The 18,633-nt window shown below is 63.2% G+C and carries 17 protein-coding genes; 7 read left to right on the forward strand and 10 right to left on the reverse strand.

Annotated elements, in window-relative coordinates; translation table 11 throughout:
* Window positions 1-12 precede the first annotated feature (12 nt).
* On the reverse strand, window positions 13-1,089 hold the full coding sequence (locus G5V57_RS24030) for a class I SAM-dependent methyltransferase (protein WP_165170115.1): 1,077 nt from the start codon (window positions 1,087-1,089) through the stop codon (window positions 13-15).
* A gap of 181 nt (window positions 1,090-1,270) precedes the next feature.
* Between G5V57_RS24030 and G5V57_RS24035 the strand changes: the two genes are divergently transcribed.
* Together G5V57_RS24035 and G5V57_RS24040 are read left to right on the forward strand one after the other, a co-directional pair.
* The gene (locus G5V57_RS24035; RefSeq protein WP_165170117.1) at window positions 1,271-2,320 is read left to right on the forward strand and encodes a GlxA family transcriptional regulator; all 1,050 of its coding nucleotides are present in this window, start codon (window positions 1,271-1,273) and stop codon (window positions 2,318-2,320) included.
* Window positions 2,321-2,417: 97 nt separating this feature from the next.
* Window positions 2,418-3,611 carry a lytic murein transglycosylase gene (locus G5V57_RS24040; RefSeq protein ID WP_165170119.1) on the forward strand — a complete coding sequence of 398 codons (1,194 nt, stop codon included), beginning with the start codon at window positions 2,418-2,420 and terminating at the stop codon, window positions 3,609-3,611.
* Here the strand turns inward: G5V57_RS24040 and G5V57_RS24045 are convergent, their stop codons facing one another.
* On the reverse strand, window positions 3,612-4,040 hold the full coding sequence (locus G5V57_RS24045) for a cupin domain-containing protein (protein WP_165170121.1): 429 nt from the start codon (window positions 4,038-4,040) through the stop codon (window positions 3,612-3,614).
* Between the two features lie 125 nt (window positions 4,041-4,165).
* Between G5V57_RS24045 and G5V57_RS24050 the strand changes: the two genes are divergently transcribed.
* On the forward strand, window positions 4,166-5,815 hold the full coding sequence (locus tag G5V57_RS24050; RefSeq protein WP_165170123.1) for an NAD-dependent malic enzyme: 1,650 nt from the start codon (window positions 4,166-4,168) through the stop codon (window positions 5,813-5,815).
* 8 nt (window positions 5,816-5,823) lie between these two features.
* On the opposite strand, the gene G5V57_RS24055 is transcribed toward G5V57_RS24050, so the two are convergent.
* Both G5V57_RS24055 and G5V57_RS24060 read right to left on the reverse strand, forming a co-directional pair.
* Entirely contained in the window at window positions 5,824-6,447 is a 624-nt protein-coding gene (locus G5V57_RS24055) for a DedA family protein (protein WP_246737344.1), read from the reverse strand.
* A gap of 218 nt (window positions 6,448-6,665) precedes the next feature.
* On the reverse strand, window positions 6,666-7,292 hold the full coding sequence (locus G5V57_RS24060) for a TetR/AcrR family transcriptional regulator (protein ID WP_165170125.1): 627 nt from the start codon (window positions 7,290-7,292) through the stop codon (window positions 6,666-6,668).
* A 160-nt stretch (window positions 7,293-7,452) separates the two neighbouring features.
* Between G5V57_RS24060 and G5V57_RS24065 the strand changes: the two genes are divergently transcribed.
* From G5V57_RS24065 to G5V57_RS24075, 3 genes are read left to right on the forward strand one after another with little or no spacing between them, the layout of a single operon-like run.
* Entirely contained in the window at window positions 7,453-7,929 is a 477-nt protein-coding gene (locus tag G5V57_RS24065) for a (2Fe-2S)-binding protein (protein ID WP_165170127.1), read from the forward strand.
* On the forward strand, window positions 7,926-8,909 hold the full coding sequence (locus tag G5V57_RS24070) for a xanthine dehydrogenase family protein subunit M (RefSeq protein WP_165170129.1): 984 nt from the start codon (window positions 7,926-7,928) through the stop codon (window positions 8,907-8,909). The genes G5V57_RS24065 and G5V57_RS24070 overlap by 4 nt, the downstream gene beginning before the upstream one ends.
* A complete protein-coding gene (locus G5V57_RS24075; protein WP_165170131.1) occupies window positions 8,906-11,203 on the forward strand; it encodes a xanthine dehydrogenase family protein molybdopterin-binding subunit in 2,298 nt (765 codons plus the stop codon). The genes G5V57_RS24070 and G5V57_RS24075 overlap by 4 nt, the downstream gene beginning before the upstream one ends.
* On the opposite strand, the gene G5V57_RS24080 is transcribed toward G5V57_RS24075, so the two are convergent.
* From G5V57_RS24080 to G5V57_RS24105, 6 genes are read right to left on the reverse strand one after another with little or no spacing between them, the layout of a single operon-like run.
* Window positions 11,200-12,114, reverse strand: coding sequence for a serine hydrolase (locus G5V57_RS24080; protein WP_165170133.1), 915 nt, complete (start codon window positions 12,112-12,114; stop codon window positions 11,200-11,202). The genes G5V57_RS24075 and G5V57_RS24080 overlap by 4 nt on opposite strands.
* 34 nt (window positions 12,115-12,148) lie before the next feature.
* Window positions 12,149-13,156 (reverse strand): ABC transporter ATP-binding protein, encoded by a 1,008-nt coding sequence (locus G5V57_RS24085; protein ID WP_165170135.1) that lies wholly within the window; start codon window positions 13,154-13,156, stop codon window positions 12,149-12,151.
* Window positions 13,153-14,130, reverse strand: a complete 978-nt coding sequence (locus G5V57_RS24090; protein ID WP_165170137.1) for an ABC transporter ATP-binding protein — start codon at window positions 14,128-14,130, stop codon at window positions 13,153-13,155. The genes G5V57_RS24085 and G5V57_RS24090 overlap by 4 nt, the downstream gene beginning before the upstream one ends.
* Window positions 14,127-14,957: an ABC transporter permease gene (locus G5V57_RS24095; RefSeq protein ID WP_165174241.1), complete on the reverse strand. Its 831-nt coding sequence runs from the start codon at window positions 14,955-14,957 to the stop codon at window positions 14,127-14,129. Before G5V57_RS24095 ends, G5V57_RS24090 begins: the two co-directional genes overlap by 4 nt.
* A gap of 5 nt (window positions 14,958-14,962) precedes the next feature.
* The gene (locus G5V57_RS24100; protein WP_206530095.1) at window positions 14,963-15,904 is read right to left on the reverse strand and encodes an ABC transporter permease; all 942 of its coding nucleotides are present in this window, start codon (window positions 15,902-15,904) and stop codon (window positions 14,963-14,965) included.
* Window positions 15,905-15,964: 60 nt separating this feature from the next.
* Complete coding sequence (locus G5V57_RS24105) at window positions 15,965-17,515, reverse strand: ABC transporter substrate-binding protein (RefSeq protein WP_165170139.1); 1,551 nt, start codon at window positions 17,513-17,515, stop codon at window positions 15,965-15,967.
* 210 nt (window positions 17,516-17,725) lie between these two features.
* Here G5V57_RS24105 and G5V57_RS24110 point away from each other — a divergent pair, with 210 nt between their 5' ends.
* Window positions 17,726-18,610: a LysR substrate-binding domain-containing protein gene (locus tag G5V57_RS24110; protein WP_165170141.1), complete on the forward strand. Its 885-nt coding sequence runs from the start codon at window positions 17,726-17,728 to the stop codon at window positions 18,608-18,610.
* The last annotated feature ends 23 nt before the right edge of the window (window positions 18,611-18,633 follow it).

Genomic DNA, 18,633 nt, shown 5'->3' on the forward strand with positions numbered 1-18,633 from the left:
TGCGGGAGGTGATCAGAGCCTGGCTTCGAGAACGAGGTTGAACGGCGTCGCCAGAGCCCGGCGGAAGCGGGTGAAGCCTGCTTTGCGGAACACATCGCCAAGCCGCGCTTCGCCGGCCTGGGCGCCGAGCACCAGACGTCCTCCCTCGGAGATCGCATGGGCGCAGCAAATGGTCGTCGAAGCGGCATAATACATGCGCGCCACCGGCGAGACATTGTCCTCTACATGATCGTGGGCGAAGGGCTCCACCAGCATGACGGTGCCGTCGGGCGCCAGCGCTTTGGCCGCATGCGTCGCCGCGGCGACCGGATCGCCCATATCGTGCAGGCAATCGAAGAAGCAGATGAGGTCATAGCCGGTGCCGGGATAATCATCCGCCTTTGCCCTCGCGAAGGTCGCTTGCTGCGCGACACCCGCTTCGATGGCGAGTCGGTTCGCTTCGTCGACCGACTGGCGATGCGTGTCGAAACCGCGGAACTGCGAGTTGGGAAATGCCTTGGCCATCAGTGTCGTCGAATGGCCATGGCCGCAGCCGATATCGGCGACGAGGGCGCCGGCCGCGAGCTTGGCGACGACGCCGCCGAGAGCCGGCAGCCATTCCGGCACCAGGCTGCCGCGATAGGCATTGCGGTAGAAGGCGGCGACGCCGCAGAAGAGCCGCCCATCATGATCGCCCCAGGCGATGCCCTTGCCGGTCTGGAACGCTTCCACAGCCTTGTCTTCATCGGCCCACATCGAGGCGGGGACAGCCCAGGCATTGGGCATGAAGACGGGGCTTTCCTCATCGGCGAGAACGAAGGCCTGCTCAGCCGTCATCTCATAGGTATCGCTGATCGCATGATAGTCGAGATAGCCGCCCGCGACCTGCGAGTTGAGCCATTCGCGCACATAGCGTTCGGCGCAGCGCGCGCGGCGCGCCAGCTCGCCGGCGGTGAGGGGACCGGCACCGGCCATCGCCTTGTAGAGGCCGAGCCTGTGGCCGAGGCTGATCATGACGCCGCCATAGCCGGCCGAAATATCCTGGATCGCCCGGCCGAGCAGGGCGTCGAGCTTGCCGGCATCCGTCGTCTTGTGGTGCATATCGTCCATATCTGTCTCCTGTTGCGCGGGCCATGGTCGTCCATGGGCGGTGCGCACATTGACGATCCGGCGACCGCCGCGGCAGAGCCGACCTGTCCAGAATCGGGCCGATTGCGCCATTGCGGCCCGGAAACATGGCGCGGTCGGCCGTTCGGAGCTAACGTGCCGTCCTGCAGTCAGGGAAACCGCAATGCCGCGTCAGCCCGCTTCGGCCGGTTCGGAGCCGCTCCATGTGAGCCTCGTCGCCATACCCGAGGCCGTGGTGTCGACGTTGAGCGGCATCTTCGATGTGATGAATGCCTTCGCCATGATGCCGCTGGCCGGCGCGTCGCCCGCCGATCCGCCGCCTTTCCGGGTCGAGATCGTGGGGATGAAGCCGGGTTCGCTGGAGCTGGCGAGCCGCGTGCCGGTGCCGGTCAAGCGGGCGGTCGCGACGATTGTCGAGACCGACATCATCATCGTTCCTTCCGTGCTGCTCGGGCCGGAAGGCTGGCAGAAGGGCCGCTATCCCGAGCTCGTCGACTGGCTCAGCGCCATGCATCGGCGCGGCGCGCTGCCCTGCTCGGCCTGCTCCGGCATATTCCTGCTCGCCGAGACGGGGTTGTTCGACGGCAAGGAGGCGACGGTGCATTTCCACTACGGCAACGCATTCGCGAAAGCTTTTCCCCAGGTGCCGATCAATCCGGAACGGGTGCTCGTCATCTCCGGCAAACGCGAGGAGCTGATCAGCTCGGGCGCATCGATGACCTGGCACGATCTGGTGCTCTATCTGATCGGCCGCCATGCCGGTGCGACCGCGGCGCAGGCGGTGGCGCGCGCCTTCGCGCTGCAATGGCATCAGGATGGGCTGGCGCCCTATATCGTGTTCGAGGGCCGCAGCGATCATGGCGATGTCGCCATCAAGGCGGCGCAGGACTGGGTCGCCGGGCATTTCTCGGTGATCAATCCCCTGGAGGAAATGGTCCGGCGCAGCGGGCTCACGGAGCGCACCTTCAAGCGTCGCTTTGCCGCCGCCATAGGCCTCAGCCCGATCGCTTATGTGCAACGCCTGCGCATCGAGGACGCCAAACGCCGTCTCGAGCGGACTGAGGCTTCTGTCGATGAGATCAGCTGGCAGGTGGGCTATGAGGAGCCGGCCTTCTTCCGCCGCCTGTTCCGGCGCGTGACGGGTCTGGCGCCCGGCGCCTATCGCCGCCGCTTTAGAATCCCCGATTACGCCAAGCCGGGGCTCAAGCCATAGTCGTGACAAAGAGTTCGAGTGAACAAGCCGACATGGCGAAGGGATTCACTTCCGATGAGGCAGCTGCTAGGCTGCGCCAACATTCTGGGATGGCATCATGACTCGTGTTCTTCGTCGACTGTTCGGCGCCTGTGGCGTGGTCCTTGCTGCAGGCCTTTTCGCGCCTCCTGCCTGGGCTTCCTTCGAAAGCTGCGTCAAGGCTGTGCGCGCCGATGTTCTGAAAGCGGGCATCAAACCCGACCTCGTCGATGCCGCCTTCAAGGGCATTGCCTTCGACGAGAAGGCGGTGCGCTTCTCCAGGACCCAGCCCGAATATCGCATCGCCATCTGGGACTATATGGCCTTCCTCGTGGACGCCGCGCGCCTCGCTGATGGCGCGAAGATGCTCAGTGCCCATGACAAGACCCTGCGTGCCGTCGAGAAGGCCTATGGTGTCAACCGTTTCGTCCTCGCGGCGCTGTGGGGCGTGGAGAGTGACTATGGTCGCGAGAAGGGCGACTTCTTCCTGCCGCATGCATTGCCCAATGTCGTCTGCGGCGGCAAGAAGCCGGCGGTGTTCAAGGCCGAACTCATCCAGGCCTTGCGTATCGTCCAGGCGGGCGACGTGAAGCTCGCCGATCTTACCGGCTCCTGGGCCGGCGCCTTCGGCCAGACTCAGTTCATGCCCTCGACCTATCGCCGCCTCGCCGTCGATTTCGACCGTGACGGCCGGCGCGACACGATCCGCTCGGTGCCGGATGCGCTCGCTTCCGCGGCCAACTTCCTCGACAAGGCGGGCTGGCAGTCGGGATTGCCATGGGGCTTCGAGGTGAAAGTCCCTGCTTCCTACAAGGGACCGGTCGGCCGCTCCCGCAAGGCGCCAGCATCGGCCTGGACCAAGCTCGGCGTGACCCGTGCCGATGGCTCGGCCCTCCCGTCGAGTGGCTCCTACGGCCTGATCAGGCCGGCGGGGCGTTCGGGGCCGTCCTTCCTCGTTTCGCGCAATTTCGACGCGCTCTACTCCTACAATGCGGCCGAGTCCTACGCGCTCGCGATCGGCCATCTCTCCGACCGCCTCGCCGGCAAGGGAGCGCTGAAGACACCCTGGCCGACCGACGATCCGGGCTTGAGCCGGGTCGAACGCAAGCGCCTGCAGGAGCTTCTGATTCGTCAGGGCTATTACAAGGGTGAGGCGGACGGGCGCATCGGGCCGATCACCGTCGCCGCGATCAAGGAAGCGCAGAAGAAGGCCGGCATGAAGCCCAACGGGCGGCCGAGCAAGCGCATTCTGAACGCGCTCGCCGGCAACTGATCAGGCTTTCGGTGGCACCGGCACCAGCCCATGCCGCAGCATGGTCTCCTTGATGCGTTGCGGATTAGGCGTGCCGGACGCGAGAAGGGCGGCCATCTCGCGAAAATAACCGGGGCCGAGCACGCCGGGGGTGAGCACGCAGAGACACGTGGCGGGGTCCTCGGTAACATTGTTGAAACCGTGGACGACGCCGCGCTTGATGAACAGCGTGTCACCCGGCCCCAAGGGCAAGGTCTTGCCGTCGACGGTGAAGTGCAAAGTACCGGAGAGACCGTAGACCGCTTCGTCCCAGCTCTCATGATAATGCGGCACCGGGACGCGGCCATGTGGCTGTACGGTCATGCGGAACATATCGAGGCTACCGGCCGTCGATTCTTTGGAATGGAAGAATTTGAGGGTCATCGTGCCGAAGCTGATCACTTCATTCATCTGCCTGTCTCCGGCCCCCGCACCCTCTTATATCATCCGGCATGGACGGGCTATATGTGGCTCAGACGAGAACCGACAGGCCGCGGCAAGCTTCCGCAACGTCCTGCCGACCGAAGGAAATGATTATGACTGCGACATCGACTCCTCCCACCAACCATCCGACCGGCGTGGCGCTGCTGCGTGATCCGGCACTGAACCGCTCGACTGCCTTCACCGAGGCGGAGCGGGAAAAGTTCGGGCTGGTCGGCCTGTTGCCCGACTGTGTGGAGGACGAGAATGTGCGCCTGCAGCGCGTTCTGGTTCAGCTCGACTACAAGCCGACCGATCTCGAGCGCTATATATTCCTGTCTTCGTTACGCGACAATGACGAGACGCTTTATTTCAAGGCACTGATGTCGGACCCGGCGCGCTTCCTGCCGCTCGTCTACACGCCGACTGTGGGCGAGGCCTGCCAGAAATTCGACCAGATTCTGCGCCGCCCGGCCGGCGTCTATCTGTCGATAAAACGCAAGGGCCAGCTGCGCGATCTGCTTCGCAACTGGCCGCACAAGGACGTGCGCTTCATCGTCGTCACCGATGGCGAGCGTATTTTGGGGCTCGGCGATCTCGGCATCAACGGCATGGGGATTCCGATCGGCAAACTGGCGCTGTACACGGCCTGCGCCGGCGTGCCGCCCAGGGTGACCTTGCCGATCACGCTCGATGTCGGCACCAACAACGAGCAACTCAGCAAGCATCCGCTCTATCTGGGCCTCCGCGAGCCGCGCGTGACCGGCTCCGAATACGATTCCTTCATCGATGAATTCATCATGGCGGTCCAAGATGTATTTCCACGCGCATGCATCCAGTTTGAGGATTTCGCGCTGCCGCATGCTGCCCCGATCCTGGCGCGCTATCGCGACAAGGTATGTTGCTTCAATGACGATATTCAGGGCACCGCGGCGGTGGCGTTGGCGGGGCTCGCCGCGGCATCGAAGATTGTCGGCGGCACGCTGAAGGATCAGCGTTTCCTCTTTCTGGGCGCCGGCACGGCCGCGACCGGCATTGCGGCGCTCCTCGCCAAGGCTCTGGAGCAGGAAGGCCTGTCGCAGGCCGAGGCGCGGCGGCGCTGCTGGCTCTATGATGTCGGCGGGCTCATCCAGTCGAAGCGCGAAGGCTTGAACGAATTCCAGCAACCTTTCGCGCATGAGCATGCGCCCCTCGACAATTTCACGACGGCGATAGAGACGCTCAAGCCCACCGCCATCATCGGCGTCTCGGGCGTCGGCAAGGCCTTCAACCAAGGCGTCATCGAGACGATGGCGAGGCTCAATGAGCGGCCGATCATCTTTCCCTATTCCAATCCGACGTCGCATTCGGAATGCACCGCGGAAGAGGCCTATCGCTGGACCGACGGCAAAGCCGTCTTCGCCAGCGGCAGTCCGTTCCAGCCAGTCTTTCTCGGCGACAAGACCTTCGTGCCGAGCCAGGGCAACAACGTCTATATCTTCCCGGCGATCGGCATGGCGATCTATGCGACGGAGGCCGCGCGCGTGACCGACGAGATGTTCATCGTCGCCGCCCAGGCGCTTGCCGAGGAGGTGACGCCGGCCCAGATCGCCACGGGCCTCATCTATCCGCCCCAATCGATGATCCTCCAGGTATCGCTCAATGTGGCCCGCAAGGTGGCTCGTTACATTTTCGACCACGGCCTCGCCGGTATCGCGACGCCATCCGATCTCGATGCCTATATGGAGTCGAAAGTCTATCGTCCGGCCTATCGTCCGCTGGCATGAGCGGTCGATCAGCGCGGGAGCATGCTCTTGCGAAACCGGATCAGCAGCAGAATGGCGCACTCGACAAGGAGCAGGAACACCGAAGTCCAAAAACCCGTCCGGATAGGATCATGCGTTTGGCCGCGCAGAGCGTAGCCGAGATAGAGGAAGGGAGTGTTCCACATGAGGATGCCGAGCAACGTCGCCGCTAGAAACGTCTTCGGGTTCAATCTGAGCACGCCGGCCGGCAAGGGGAGATAGAGGCGGACCACCGGCATGATCTGGCCGGACAGTGTCACCCAGAAATGATTGCGGCGATAGGCGCTGGTCAAGCGGTCATAGAGAGACAGTTTCAAAAACACATATCTGCCATAGCCCGCCACTGCTTTGCGCACCCTTTGGGGACCAAGCGACCAGCCGATCATGAACCAGCCGAGTCCGCCGATGAAGGAGCCAAGCGTCGTCACGCCGATGGTGAGGAGGAGCGTCTTGCTGTCAGGAGCCGTCAGCCCCAGGAAGATCAGCAGGACGTAGGAGGGGAAGAAAGGTGCGAGTCTTTCCACTACTGCGAGGAAACCGGCGCCGAGGAGGCCGAAGCTCAAGAAATAGGCGACGCTCTCCAACATTGTCGAAGCGAGATCAGAAGGCGACATGGGACCTGGCAAGCCGATTAACCGGGGCATGTCGTCGCGCGGACAGCAGATTGGCGCGAATCGGGCGCATGTTTGTCTCCTTCATCCTTTCCAGTCAGGAGGGGAGAACTCGCATCTCCGGATTACGGGAACCTGTCATCCGGAACCGGTCCGTCACGATATGGTCCGATGGCCCGTCGAAGGGCGCTTGCTCCAGGTTGGTCTTCGCCCGGTCCTGATCAGAGCTCGGGCTTCCGTGCCCCCGATCTCAGGCCGTCCATCAAAAGTGTAATGAGACGGCGGGAACGTTCCCGCCAGTCGTGCGTTTGCGGGAGGTTGTAAATGCCGGAGAGGGCATGCAGCACGTCCGAGCTGTCGATATCCGAACGAATGGAGCCTTGTGCAATGGCGGCATCGACGAGGCCCTGCACGGCGGCCGGAATCTTGCCGGAGGCCTCGGCGAAGAATTCGGAATTGCCTGCAAGCAGCAGCTTGAGGCTGTTGGCCATGCCGCGCTTGGCGGCGATGTAGTCGACGAAACGCCGCATCCATTCGGCGAGCGCCTTGTCGGGCGGGAACTTGCGTGCCAGGTCCTCCGCCGCCTGGCAAAGCGCCTCCACCTCGTGCCGGTAGACCGCCTCCACCAGATGCTCGCGCGTCGGAAAATGCCGGTAGAGCGTGCCGATCCCGACCCGGGCACGCTCGGCGATCTGCTCGAGCGATGTATCGATGCCGTGCTGCGCGAATAGGAGTCCGGCCACCTCGACGAGCCTGTCGCGGTTGCGCTGGGCGTCGGCGCGCAGGGGCCTTGTCGCCTGGGGAGGCGGGGTGGCCTTACCGTGTCTTCCCGGACGTCTGGCGCTCACTTCACACACCCAACGCAATTGGGGTCTTGAATCCTCATCGTCAGGCTCATAAGTATTAAGCGGAGGCGCCTCCGATTGCAATGCGGACGCCTCCAGTTTGTTACTCCATCCGGATCCGAAATGTCATGTCCTTTGCGGAAGACAGAGTGAGGCCGAATTCATGTCAAAACACCTGAAACTTAAGCTCGTCGTCAATGGCGCACCGCATGAGCTGTCCATCGAGCCGCGCGTCACTTTGCTCGATGCGTTGCGCGAGCATCTGGGCCTCACCGGCTCGAAGAAAGGTTGCGACCAGGGGCAGTGTGGCGCCTGCACGGTGCATGTCGACGGCGAGCGTGTGCTTGCCTGCCTTACCCTTGCCGCGCAAGTGGAGGGCAGGGCCATTACCACCATCGAGGGACTGACACCGGAAGGCGCCGGTCTGCATCCCGTTCAGGCCGCCTTCCTCGCTCATGATGCCTTCCAATGCGGCTACTGCACGCCGGGCCAGATCATGTCGGCTGTCGCCTGCATCAGGGAGGGCCATGCCTCGTCCGATGCCGAGATCCGCGAATACATGTCGGGCAATCTGTGCCGCTGCGGTGCCTATCCGCATATCGTGGCGGCGGTGCGCGAGGCGAAGGAGGCGATGTCATGAGGGATTTTGACTATACTCGCGCCGCCTCGCTGGCCGAAGCGCGCATGATTGCCGGCGAGCCCGGCGCCATGCTTCTGGCCGGCGGCACGACCTTGCTCGATCTCGCGAAATGTGGCGTGGCGGCGCCGACGAAGGTCGTCGATATCACCTATTTGACGGGACTCGATGCGATCAAGGTCGACCAGCAAGGCGCATATATCGGCGCGCTGGCCAAATTGAGCCATGTCGCGGATGCCGCGGCGGTCCGCGAAAATTACCCGGCCGTGTCGGAATCGCTCTGGCAGGCGGCCTCGGCACAACTGCGCAATATGGCGACGATCGGCGGAAATCTGCTGCAGCGCACGCGCTGTGCGTATTTTCGCGATCCTCAAGCCTTTCCGTCCTGCAACAAACGCCATCCGGGCTCGGGCTGCGCGGCGATCGGCGGCCTCACCCGCAATCACGCGGTGCTGGGCACGAGCAAGGTCTGCATTGCCACCAATCCGGGGGATCTCGCGGTAGCGCTTTCCGCATTCGATGCGGTAGTTCACTTGGGCGATCGCCGTGTCGCCATAGAGGAGTTCTTCCTGCTGCCGGGAATGACACCTGAGCGCGAACACGCGCTGGAGCCGGGCGAGGTGATCACCGCGGTGACCATTCCGGCCTCCAACGCAGCGCGGCGCTCGACCTATCTCAAGGTGCGCGATCGGCAGTCCTATGAATTCGCCGCCGCGAGCGCCGCGGTGGGCATCGAGCTTGCGGCGGACGGCAGGACCATTCGTGATCTGCGCGTCGCGCTGGGCGGAGTCGCGACGAAGCCTTGGCGCGCGCGCGAAGTCGAAAAGGCATTGATCGGCCAGACGCTTGAAGTCGAAGCCGTGAAGCGAGCGAGCCTGCTCGCTATGACAGGCGCCGTCGCCCAAGGCGACAATCATTACAAGATCGAGCTTGCGCCGCGCATCGTAGCGCGCGCCATCCTGAAAGTCGGAGGCCTCGCATGACAACCGTTACCATGAAGGCGAAACGCGGCGATGCTTCCGATGGCGGAGCCCTCGGCAGCCGTCTGTCGCGCATAGACGGTCCGGCCAAGGTCACGGGCGCGGCGCGCTATGCGCTCGAGCATCGGCCCGCCGGCCTCTGCCATGCGGTGATCGTCCAGAGCACCATCGGGGCAGGTCGCGTGAAGGCTATCGATGCCAGGGCGGCGGAAGCGGCGCCGGGCGTTCTTCTGGTGCTCACGCCGGATAATGTCCTGCCTTTGAAGTCGGCGTCGACCTGGCTCGGCACGCCTGGTCCCGAAGGGCCGTATCTGGCGCTGACTCATGCTATCAGATTCACCGGTCAGCATATTGCCGCCGTGATCGCCGAGACCTTCGAGCAGGCGACCGCCGCAGCGGCACTTCTCAATATCCATTATGAAGAAGCGGAAGCGATCGCCACCTATGACGATCCGCGCGCCGGCGACGGCAGGGCGCTCGACCATCTGGCCGCCGGCTGGGGAGAGGCCGAGAAAGTCTTGGCGGCGGCACCTGTTAGCCTCGAAGCGACCTATCGCACACCCCGCGAATACAACGTGCCGATCGAGCCGCATGGGCTGGTAGCGCAATGGGAAGGCGAGACGCTGACCATCTGGGAGCCAAGCCAGTGGATCAACGGCATGGCGCGCACCTATGCCGAATGGTTCGGCATCCCCTATGACAATGTGCGTCTGGTCTCCCCGTTTATTGGCGGCGGCTTCGGCTCGAAAGCCCTCGCTCTGGCGCATGGCGCGATTGCCACCATCGCGGCAAAGATGCTCAAGCGTCCGGTAAAGCTGGCACTCACGCGCCCGCAGACCTTCACCGCCTATGGCGGCCGCCCGGCCACACGTCAGACGCTGGCGCTTGGCGCCACAAAGGAAGGCAAGCTTCTCTCGATCATACAGCAGGGCGCCAATGAGACGTCGGTCGACGGCGTGTGGGGCGAGCCGTTGAATGCCGTCACGACGATCATGTATGCGGTGCCCAATCTCGCCTCGCGCCAGACGGTCGTGCCGGTGAACACGGTGTTGCCCAGCGCCCTGCGCGCACCGGGTGAGAATCCGAGCGCCTTCGGTATCGAATGCGCTATCGATGAGCTCAGCTATGAGGTCGGCATCGATCCGGTGGCGATAAGGCTCCTGAATTATGCCGAGGAGGATCCGCATGCGCGGAAGCCCTGGTCGACGCGGCAATTGCGCCAAGCCTATGAAGCGGGCGCCAAGGCCTTCGGCTGGGAGAAGCGGAGTCCACAGCCGCGCGCGATGCGTGACGGCTCCCATCTGATCGGCTGGGGTGTCGCCGCCGGCACTTATCCGGTGCGCCGCACCGCCGGTGAGGCGATGGTCAGGCTCTTCGCCGATGGCCGCGCCGAAGTGGCGAGCAGCGGCATCGATATGGGGCAGGGCACCTACACGATCCTCGCCCAGACGGCTGCCGAGGCGCTGGGGCTGCCGGTCGATCAGGTCGAGGTGAAGCTCGGCGATTCGACGCTGCCCGGTGCGCCGGTGGCCGGCGGCTCGCAACTCGCCAATCTGATGACGGGTGCCGTCCACAAGGCGGCGATGACGGCACGCGACGAATTGGTCGGTCTCGCCATCAGCGACCCCAATTCGCCATTCCGCGCCCTGCAGGCGAATACACTCAGCGTGGCGGATGGTATCATCTCCTCGCCGTTGGGCGGCGAAGGCCTGTCCATCGCCGAACTGATGCGCCGCCTGGGCCGCGACAAGATCGAGGTCCTGAGCGACACGCTGCCCGAGACGGCCAACAGTGCCGCCGACAAGCACACGACCTTCACGACCATCTCGCGCATGCGCTCGCCGACTGAAGGCGATTACTCGCTCCATGCCTGGTGCGTCCACTTCGTCGAAGTCAGGGTTGATGAGGATTTCGGCACGGTGCGCGCATCGCGCGTCGTATCGGCGCTCGATTCCGGCCGCCTCTACAATCCAAAGCTCGCCGAGAGCCAGTGGAAAGGTGGCATCATCATGGGCATCGGCCAGGCGCTGCTTGAGGAGGGTGTCGTCGATCCGCGCTACGCAAGAGTCATCAACAACAATCTGGGCGACTATCTCATCGCGACCAATGCTGACATTCCAGACATCGAGGTGATCTCGGTCGGTGTGCCGGACTTCCATGCCTCGGCACTGGGTGGCAAGGCGGTGGGCGAGCTCGGTATTGTCGGAGTCGCCCCGGCAATCGCCAACGCCGTCTTTCATGCGACGGGTAAGCGCATCCGCGACCTGCCGATCACGCTCGAGAAGCTGATCGGCTAACCGCTAATGAGAGCCACTGTCTTCGCCGCGATCTCCGGCAGCATGATCAGACTCTCGGATGGCCATTTGCCTTGGGTGAAGACGACGAGCGTGAAAGCCTCGCCACCCGGCAGCACCGCATGCAGCGCGTCATGGCGGCGGTAGCTCGCGAGCGCGTCACCGGTCCATCCGGTCCATCCGGCCTTGGACCAGATGCGGGCACCTTCCGGCATGCTCTCTCCGAGGAAGGCGAGGAGCTGCGCATTCGGCGTGTCGCGGAATTCCTTGGTGTTGGGGCGATAGAGAGTCTCGCGCATGATCCGCGACCGTTCCGCCGAGATCATCGTGCCGCTCATGATCCGGGCCAGGATGACGGCGGCGGCGTCACTGCTGAGACGGTTGTGATTGTTTCCGCCGCGCTGGACATAGATCTTCTCGCGCCCATAACGTTCGTCGTCCATCAGCTTTTGCGACACATTGATGCCAGCAAGCTCCTTGAGGCCGAGCGAATGGAAATACAGGTTGACGTTCTCGCGGGCCTCGACCCATCGCTCCATCTCCACCGCGGAGAGTTCGAGGTCGCCTGTCGTTCTGCTCAGATGGTCGATGATGTAGTTGGTCGCCATGTTGCTCGACCACTTGATCATGTCATGCATGGCACGGGAGAGCTCCGGCGTCTCGATGAGACGCCCGTCTTCATAGGCCTGCTGCAATGCCACCATATAGAATATCTTGACGACGCTGCAGGGATAGAAGGGTACGTCGCCACGATAGGAAAAGCTCGCCGCCACCGGTCCTCCTTCGCCCGCATGAAGATGCAGCGTGACGGCAAAGTGGTCGCGGGCGACGCCATGGGACGCAAATCGCTCGGCGATCCAGGCAACGAGCTCAGTGCCGAGTGTTTCCGCCGAAGGATAGTTCTTTGAAGACATGAAGGGGGCCTCGGAAGGTGATGAGATGAATTGCTCAGTCAGGATGAGTGAGTTTGAAATCGGTGGATGCCGCGGGATTGAGGCAGCGGACGGCGTGGTCCCCGTCTTCTGGCTCAAGCTTGGGATGTTGGGCCCGGCAGGCCGCCAGCACGAAGGGACAGCGAGTCGAAAATCCACAGCCGACCGGCGGCGCCAGGGGATCGGGCACCTCGCCTTCGACGCCGGGCGCCTGCGTGCGGATGCGCGGATCCGGCATTGGGATCGCCGCAAGAAGACCCCTGGTATAGGGATGCCGGGGCTCGGCGAACAGGCTTTCAGTTTCGGCGAGCTCGACGATTTCGCCCAGATACATCACGGCGATACGGTCGCTGATATGGCGAACCACATTGAGATCATGCGCGATGAAGAGGATGGCGATGCCGAGCTTGGTCCGCAGGTCTTCCAGCAGATTTATGATCTGCGCCTGGACGCTGGCATCGAGCGCCGAGACGGGCTCGTCGGCAATGAGCAGGCGGGGCTCGACGGCGAGCGCCCGGGCAATCGAGATGCGTTGGCGCTGGCCGCCGCTGATCGCGTGCGGCAGCCGGTCTTTTAGCGCCGGCGTCAGGCCGACCATCAGTAGCAATTCATCGACGCGCTCGCGCCGTGCCGCGGCGTTCCCCGCCATGCCGTGAACCTTCAGAACCTCGTCCAGCAAGGCGCCGAGCGTCATGCGCGGATTGAGCGAGGCATAGGGATCCTGGAACACCATTTGGATCTGACGTGCGCGGGTATGGCGGTCGCCATCGAAGGCGCCGCCCTGCCAGGTGAAGGAGCCGTGTTCCGGGGTGTCGAGGCCGACGATGCAGCGACCCAGAGTCGATTTCCCGCAGCCCGACTCGCCCACGATGCCCAGGATCTCGCCGGGCCTGACTGTCAGGCTCACATCGCGCAGGGCCCGCAGCTTCGCCCGCGGCTTGCGGGCGAGAACGTCGCTGAGCCTGTGATCGAGCGCGTAGGTCTTCGACACCTGACGGATTTCGAGCAGTGGCGCCGCACTCATGCGATTTCTCCCATGCGCAAGCAGGCGGCGGAGTGGCCCGATTCGACGACGAGCAGCGACGGCTCGTCGCGCGCGCATCGGTCGACGGCGAAGCGGCAGCGCGGGTGGAAGCGGCAACCGGTCGGCGGCGCCGACAGATCTGGCGGCGCGCCACCGATCGGCTCGAGCCGCTCATGCTTGCCGCGCATCGCGGGCAATGCGCCGAGCAAGGCGCGTGTATAGGGATGCGACGGCTTGGCGAAGAGTTGCGCCGTGTCGGCAGTTTCCGCGATCCGCCCGGCATACATGACAGCGACGCGGTCGCAGGTCTGCGCGACGACGCCGAGGTCGTGGGTGACGAACAGTACCGCCATGCCGGTTTCGGCACGCAGCTTCAGGATCAGTTTCAGGATCTGGTCCTGGACCGTGACGTCGAGCGCCGTGGTCGGCTCGTCGGCGATCAGCAGCTTGGGCCGGCAGGCAAGTGCTATGGCGATGAGCACACGTTGGCGCATGCCACCGCTGAAGGCATGGGGATAGGCGTCGAGCCGGCGTTCCGGCGCGGTGACGCCGACCGATTTCAGGAGGTCGATGGCGGCCTGGCGCGGCGACTTGCCGTCGAGCCTTCCATGCCGGACGAGGCCCTCCTGAATCTGCCTCCCGACGCGCATGGTCGGGTTGAGGGCCGTCATCGGATCCTGAAAGATCATCGCGATCTGGCTGCCGCGGATATCGACAAAATCGGAGTTGCTGAGCTCGACGAGATTACGGCCTTCGAACAGGATCGAGCCTTCCATGCGGGTAGGGGCGGCGCCACCGAACAGGCGGATCAGCGAGCGGCAGGTGACGCTCTTGCCGCAGCCCGACTCGCCAACGAGCCCAAAAATCTCGCCTGGCCGGACGTCGAAACTGACGCCGTCGACCGCGGTCAAGTCGCCGCCACGGCCGGCGAAGGTGACCCTGAGGTCGCGCACACTGAGGAGAGGGGCGCTCATGCCTTTGGCCTCAGGAAATCGTCGAGTCCGTCGCCGAGGAAGGTGAAGGTGATGCCGACCAGCACGATGGCGAGGCCGGGGAACAACGATATCCACCAACCATCCTGGATGAAATTTCGGCCGTCGGCGATCATCACACCCCATTCCGGTGTCGGTGGCTGGATGCCGAGCCCGAGGAAACCGAGCGATGTGACGGCGAGAATGGTGAGCACCACATCCGCCATCATAAAGACGATGGCCGGCGTGATGACATTGGGCAGGACATGCTGGAACATGATGCGGACGTGGCTGTAGCCCAGCACCTTGGCGGCTTTCACATAGTCGACTTCCTTCGCGAGCAGAACCTCTCCCCGGACGATGCGGGCGAAGGAGATCCATACGACCATGGTGAAGGCCAGATACATATTGGCGATGCTGGGGCCGAGGGCGCCGACAATGCTGATCACCAGCACATAGAAGGGAAAGGCCCACAATATGTCGACCAGGCGCATGAGCAGAAGATCGAGCCAGCCACCGAAATAGCCTGAAATCAGTCCGATGGAGGAGCCGATGAGAAAGGGCAGGAGCACGCAGACCGCGACGACCTGCAGATCTACCCTCGCGGCGGCGACAACGCGCGCCAGCACATCGCGGCCAAGATCGTCGGTGCCGAAGGGATGCGCCAGGCTCGGCGGGGTGAGCGAATTGCCAAAGTCTATGGCGAGCGGATCATAGGGAACGACCAGTGGACCGAACAGGCTGGCGAGGACCAGCGCTGACAACAGCACGAGGCCGATATGCAGGTTTCGGTTGCGACGGAATCGTTCCGTCGTCTCTGCGGAGATCATCTGGTTCACGACAGTGTCACGCGTGGGTCGACCAGCGCGTAAGCGAGGTCGGTCAGGAGATTGATGAGGACGACGAGCGTCGCGAAGGTAACCGTCAGCGCTTGCACCATTGGATAGTCGCGCGCCGAAATCGATGAGACGAGCAGCGAGCCGAGGCCCGGTATGCCGAAGACGGTCTCGATGACGACGGTTCCACCGATGACCCAGCTCGTATGGACGGCGAGGACCGATATCGTCGACGTCAGCGAGTTGCGGAAGACATGGCGCCACAGCACCTGGCGCTCGACCAGCCCTTTGGCGCGCGCGGTGTCGACATAGTCGGCGCCGAGGACCGCGATGATCGAGCTCCTGAGCGAGCGGATGGTCAGTGCCGCGGTGCCGAGGGCGATGATGAAGGCAGGGAGCACCAGATGGTGGAGCCTGTCCCAGAATCCCTCGCCATAACCCGATACCGGGAACAGCGGCAGATAGATGGCGAGGAGCAGGACCAGGAGGACGCCGAGCCAGAAAGCCGGCATCGACATCGCCACGACGAAGACGACGCGCACGACCTGGTCAATGACGCCGCCGCGCCGGATCGCCGCCAGCATGGCCAGCGGCACGGTCATGATCACGGCCATGACGGTCGAGAGGCCGACCAGGGCGAGGCTCGGCCACAGGCGCTCGAGGATGAGCGGTCCGATTTCAGCCTTGTAGGCGATCGAGCGGCCGAAGCTGCCCTGGACGAGATCGCCGATGAAGCGGAGATACTGCTGCCACAGGGGCTGATTGAGCCCAAGTTGCTCATTGAGCTTGGCGATATCTTCCGGCGTGCCGCGGCTGCCGAGCATCAGTGTCGCCGGATCGCCCGGCATGACGCGCAGCAGGAGGAACGCAACCACCGTGATGCCGAGCAACACCGGCAGGAGCTGGATCATCCGCGACAGGCAGAAAAAGACTATTTTCATGATCGGAACTGGGGCGCCCGCCCGATCCTGTGGGACCGGGCGGAAGCGACAATCTGCAATTTACTTTATCACCACGTCCTTCAGCGAGTAATTGGCTGTCGGCAGGACTTCGAAGCCCTCGACATTGGCTCGCATCGCATAGGCCGATTTCGGCATGAACAGGAAGATGAAGGGAGCGCCTTCATGCACGCGCGCTTCGATCTCCTTGAACATCTTGCCGCGCTCCTCGCCTTCGTTGGTCGAGCGTTCGAGGGCATAGAGCTCGTTGACGCGGTCGTCCTTCCATTGCGTGTGGAAGGCATTGGCCCGCTCCGGATTGATCATGGTGAAGCCGACGAGCTGGTCGGGATCGATCGTGTCGCTCGTCGCGTAGGAGAGCGACAGTTCGAAGTTTCCGGCCTTGGTGGTGCTGAATTGCGAGGAACCTTCGATGGTCTGAAGTTCAACCTCGATGCCGATGGCGCGCAGCGACGCCTGTATGGCGCTGCCGATCTGGCGGCTGGTGACGTCGCCACCGCGCACCAGCATGCTGGTCTTGAAACCGGAGTCCAGGCCCGCTTCCTTGAGCAGCGCCTTCGCCTTTTCAGGATCGAACGGATAGGGTTTCAGTTCCTCGTTGTGATAGGCCATCTTCGGGATGGATGACGTGGCGGCGACCGCGTCGCCATGGAAGACACCCTTGGCCAATGCCTCCTTGTCGATCGCGTAGTTCATCGCCTGGCGGACGCGCGCATCATCGAATGGCTTCTTGGTCGTGTTGATCTGCACCATATCGATGCGGAATACCGGGGCAAGACCGACCTTCACGCTTGCATCGTTCTTGAGCGCGGCGGCCTGGTTGAACGGCACCTCGATGATCGCATCGAGCTCGCCGGCCTTGAGTTTCAAGACGCGCGAATTGTCCTCGGGCACGATCTCAAGTGTGGCGCCGTCGATGGCGGGCTTGCCTTTCTCCCAGTAATGCGGGTTCTTGGCGAGCTCCATCTTCTGGCCGCGGGCCCAGGAGGACAGAATGAAAGGGCCCGAGCCGATCGGTTTTTCGAAAAACGCCTCGCCCTGGGCCTCGACCAGCTTGGCCGGCAAGATGGAAGCGCTGAACATCGCGAGATTGTTGATGATCGGGGTGAAGGGCTTCTCAAGCTTCATTACGATCGTCTGGTCATCGACGATCTCATATGTCGTGATGGGCCGGAAGAAGCGCCCCCACTCCGACTTCTCCCCGGCCGCGCGCTTGAGTGAGAATTCGACGTCCTTCGCCGTCACCGGCGTCCCGTCGTAGAATTTGGCGTCGGCCCGCAATTTGAACTTATATTCCTTGCCGTCGGGTGACACAGTCCAGGATTCGGCGATCCCGGGCTCGAGCTTTGTGCCATCCTTGCTCGGGCGGACGAGTTGATCATAAATCTGCAGCTCAGCCCAGATCGAGGCATTGTCGCTGGACGCGATGGGATCGATGGTGAGCGCGTCCTCGCGCACACCAACCTTCAAGGTGGCGGCCTCGGCGGAGGTCAGCGGGCCGGCGGTGAGGGCGCCGGTTGCAAGGAGGGCGAAGAGGGCCGGTGCAAGGAACGCCCGACGTGAAATGCCAAATACAGAGTTTCGAATGCGCATGTTTAACTCCTCCCGGATCTATATTCCTGGTTATGAATTAGGCTGGAACAGACCGTCTGCGAAAGATATTCGGCAGTCGCGCCACCGCAGGCCGGTGCCTGTCCAATAAGGGCAATTGTGAGATGAATGCCGGAATCGTCAAATTGGAATATGGACGGCATCCATAGCTTTGGGTTATGGGTTGTGCAATTCGGAGGATGTCTTTTGCGATTGCGCCATATCGAGGTTTTCCACGCCATCAAGCAGGCCGGGTCGATCAGCAAGGCGGCGGTTCTATTGGGCGTATCGCAACCGGCTGCCAGCAAAGTGTTGCAGCATGCGGAGTCCTCGCTCGGTTTCAAGCTGTTCGAGCGCGTCAAGGGCCGGCTGTTGCCGACAGCAGAGGCGGAACTGCTCTATGTCGAGGTCGCCAAGCTGAACACCGGTCTCGATCAGTTGCGCAAGCTGTCCGCCAATTTGCGGCGCTTCCCGCAAGGGCGCCTGCATGTCGGCTGCCTGCCGAGCCTTGGCCTGTCGATCATGCCCCAGACCATCCATGAATTCCGCAAGACCTGTCCTTCGGTCGTCTGCGAGGTGGAGACCAACCATATCGACGCACTTATCGCAGGCTTGCGATCGCGCCAACTCGACCTCGCCGTGTCGATGTTCCCCGATGAACATCCCGACATCAGAACGCAGGTCATTGGCGAGGTCGACCTCGTCTATCTCGGTCCCCACGATGGCGGCGAGGTCGATCTCGCCGAGATTCAGGACCATGAATTCGTCGGCCTTTCGCGCAGCGACGGCGTCGGCGGCATGATCGCGCACGAACGCGAGAAGCTCGGCTGCAGCTACGCACCGGCAATCGAGGTGCAGACCTATTATCTCGCTTGCGCTTTCGCCGCCGCCGGCTGCGGCGCCGCGGTCGTCGACCGCCTGACGGCGCAGAGCATGCTGCGGCCGGGTCTGTTCCTCCGCAAGCTGAAGCAGCGCCTCATCGTACACATGGTCGTGCTGACCCACGAGGCCAATGTCATTCGCGGCTTCTATACCGACTTCGGCACTATCCTCAGGAAATCCTTCGCGAACACGATCAGCACCGCTGTATCCGGCTGAGTTTGCCGGGGACGCAGCCGCAT

It is taken from the genome of Nordella sp. HKS 07, assembly GCF_011046735.1.
Classification (GTDB): Bacteria; Pseudomonadota; Alphaproteobacteria; order Rhizobiales; family Aestuariivirgaceae; genus Taklimakanibacter.